This window comes from Almyronema sp., from assembly GCF_052168255.1.
GTDB lineage: Bacteria > Cyanobacteriota > Cyanobacteriia > Phormidesmidales > Phormidesmidaceae > Sphaerothrix > Sphaerothrix epifaneia.
The window spans coordinates 25,147-28,386 of record NZ_JBQLZL010000090.1 but is presented as its reverse complement, the minus strand read 5'-3'; the positions used below and the strand labels follow the sequence as shown (position 1 = coordinate 28,386).

Annotated in this window: 2 protein-coding genes; both read left to right on the top strand. The window is 49.4% G+C overall.

Annotated features, from left to right (window positions below):
* Nucleotides 1-271 (top strand): hypothetical protein (locus ACTS3T_RS19360; protein WP_462935411.1); only part of this gene is annotated, 271 nt, incomplete at its 5' end.
* Between the two features lie 47 nt (nucleotides 272-318).
* Nucleotides 319-2,898, top strand: coding sequence for a CHAT domain-containing protein (locus ACTS3T_RS19355; protein ID WP_377968248.1), 2,580 nt, complete (start codon nucleotides 319-321; stop codon nucleotides 2,896-2,898).
* Nucleotides 2,899-3,240 lie beyond the last annotated feature (342 nt).

The following is a 3,240-nucleotide window of genomic DNA, read 5'->3' as shown; positions in this document are numbered from 1 at the left end:
CCCCATTAATCCCAGTGAGCAGGTAGCCAGCGATCGCCCCTGGAGCGACCTGCGTGACCTCTCCGGGTTTGGGACTGAAACTTCACAGCCACTTTCCGAAACGTTACTAGAACCATCTACTGCTTCGCCAATTGTTGAAACCAACGGCTGGGTAAGAAACTCAGCAGGGCAAGTAGAACTTGTGACTGCTACCTCTACCAGTAGGTTTCCCGGCGCGGTTGCTAACTATGCGACCTGCTCGGCTGCCAGTATTCCCCCCCCTTCTCCCTAAAGCTTGACTTGAACCACTCTCTTTAACGGTGTCTCAGCTGAGTTGCTATGAAAAAAATTTGGAAAATTTTAATCTTAGTCCTTTTAGGTATTGGCTTGACCCTGGTACCTACCGCTGTCAGCGCAACCTCAACAGCTCAATTACTGCATCCTGATGCAGACTTGTCGTTGCGTTCTCGTCCTGAGTTATTGGTTACAGCCCCTGACGTTGCTACCTTGCTAGAAACAGGCAGAACTTTTTATACCTCAGGCCAATTTGCTGAAGCCGTCGCCACTTGGCAAACAGCCGTTGCCGCTGCCGCCGCCAACGGAGAAACTCAGCAGCAAGCACTGGCCTTAAACTATCTCTCCTCGGCTTATCAAGAACTGAGCCAGTGGAACGATGCTCAAACAGCTATTACTCGCAGCCTGGAACTTTTAGAGCAGACCCATCCGCCAGCTAGCTCAATTTTACGCGCCCAAGCGCTGAACACACAAGCTAGTTTGCTACTCCATCAGGGGCAAGCTGAAACGGCTTTAGAAACCTGGCAGCAAGCTCAAGCTTTATACGAACAAGCTGGGGATGAATGGGGAGCCTTGGGGAGCCAAATTAATCAAACCCAAGCGCTGCAAGTTTTAGGTTTTTATCAGCAAGCGAGAAAACGTTTAGAAGATCTCAATCAACAACTGGCCACAATGCCAGATTCAGATCTCAAAATCAGCGGCTTGAGGAGTCTGGGCAGAGCTTTGCAGGTGATTGGGGATATCAGAAGTAGTTATGACGTTCTAGAGCAAAGCTTGGCGATCGCCAAGCAACTGGGAGCCACTAACGAGCTAAGTTCTACGCTGTTAAATATTGGTAAGCTTGCCGCTGAATTAGATGATCCGACAACCGCGATCGCCTACTTTGAAGCAGCAGAGCAAGCGGCCAAAACGCCTATCGATCAGCTACAGGCCCGCTTGAGTCAATTGCAGTTGGCGGTTCAGCAAAGCCAGTGGCAACAGGTAGAAACTCTCATTCCTACGATTCACCAGCAACTCACTGAGCTACCACCCAGTCGAGATTCTATTTATGCGGCTGTAAACTTTGCCCATATCTTAACCCCAGTTTCGGCTTCTCATAATCAGTTGTCGCCTCAAGTCTTGGCTCAACTGCTGGCAACTTCTATTCAATCAGCAAAAACGCTGCAAGATCCCCGAGCGGAATCCCATGCCCTACGTCAACTGGGACTCCTCTATCGAAAAACCCAACAGTGGCCGGAAGCGATTGACTTGACGCAGCAGTCTTTGGCGATCGCCCGTCATAGCCAAGCCGAAGATCTCGTTGCCCAATCGGCTGGCCAACTTGGTCAACTGCTGAAGCAGCAAAACAAGTATCCAGAAGCGATCGCTGTCTACACAGAAGCCGTCAAAGCCTTAAAGTCATTGCGAGGAGACTTAGTCGCAATTAACCCAGAAATTCAGTTTTCGTTTCGAGAAAACGTTGAACCCGTTTATCGAGAACTGGTGGAACTACTTTTGCAGGGCAACCCCAGCCAGAGTTCATTGACCCAGGCAAGAGAGCTGATTGAAGGGCTGCAGCTAGCAGAACTTGACAATTTCTTGCGACAAGCCTGTCTCGATGCCCAACCAGAACAAATCGACCAAATTGATCAGAGCGCCACGGTTGTCTATCCAATTATTTTGCCAGACCGTCTGGCGGTTATTGTCTCCATGGCGGGTCAGCCGCTGCACTACTACAGCAGCGATGTCAGTCAATCCGAAGTCGAAAATACCTTACACACTTTACTAACCGCCCTCCATCCCTCCGCCGATCGGGTAGAACATTTGCCTTATTCACAGCAGCTCTACGATTGGTTATTGCGTCCAGCCGCCACTAATCACCTGCTCACTGAAACAAAAACCCTGGTTTTCGTTTTGGATGGTTTGCTGCGCAATGTGCCAATGGCGGTTCTCCATGATGGTGAGCAATACATCATCGAAAAGTATGCGGTAGCTCTCTCTCCAGGCTTGCAACTCATGGCAGCCCGTCCCCTGAATCAACAATACATTCATGCAATGATTGGGGGGATCAGTCAGGCTCGTGGCCCTTTTAGCGCTCTGCCAGCCGTAGAGTCAGAGGTCAATGATATTGCCCAATTACTGGCAGCGCCTGTGGTGCTCAATCAAGCCTTTACCAAAGCAGCGATCGCTGAACAATTACAACAAAGCTCAACTAATGTTGTTCACCTGGCAACTCATGGACAGTTCAGTTCCAACCAAAATGACACCTTTTTATTGACTTGGGATGGACAAATCAACATTTGGGAGCTGTCTGAATTGCTACAAAATCGAGAAAACAGTCAGGCAGAAACCATCGAACTATTGGTTCTAAGTGCCTGCGATACAGCAGCAGGCGACGATCGAGCGGTATTAGGTCTAGCAGGCTTGGCCGTTAAGTCGGGAGCCCGTTCCACCCTAGCAACCTTATGGCCGGTCAAAGATCAAGCTGCCGCTCAACTGATGACAGAATTTTATCGCCAGCTAGAAGCTCCTGGAATCACCAAAGCTGAGGCATTGCGCAGAGCCCAACAGTCTTTCTTAGCTAACCCCCTCTATCGTGATCCCTTCTTCTGGTCAGCTTACGTTTTGGTTGGCAATTGGCTATAAGAAAGCCGTGAAATTACGGTAGCGTTTTTGCGTTATGTACGAGAAACTACGGCACCGTGGAGTGACTAATTTTACTAAGATAGAAATAGGAGTCTTCCTCAATCGGGTACTCCTAACACACCTTCTAGGCTAGAGCCTCAGAGTCATTATGTAAGTGTGTTCCGAACGACTCTATTTCCCCACTTGAAAGTGAGACCACACAATGAAATGTAATTTCCTTATTAAAACGGGAATGATTCTGGCGGTGGGACTTCTGGATGCTGCACTCCAGCCCAGCTATGCTGTCACCTTTCGTCCACCACCAAACAATCCAGCACCGCTAAGTGGTAGCGGCGGCGCTTC

Excerpts from the sequence above, each read along its gene's own strand:
- ACTS3T_RS19355 (WP_377968248.1), top strand. The coding sequence starts at position 319 with ATGAAAAAAATTTGGAAAATTTTAATCTTAGTCCTTTTAGGTATTGGC.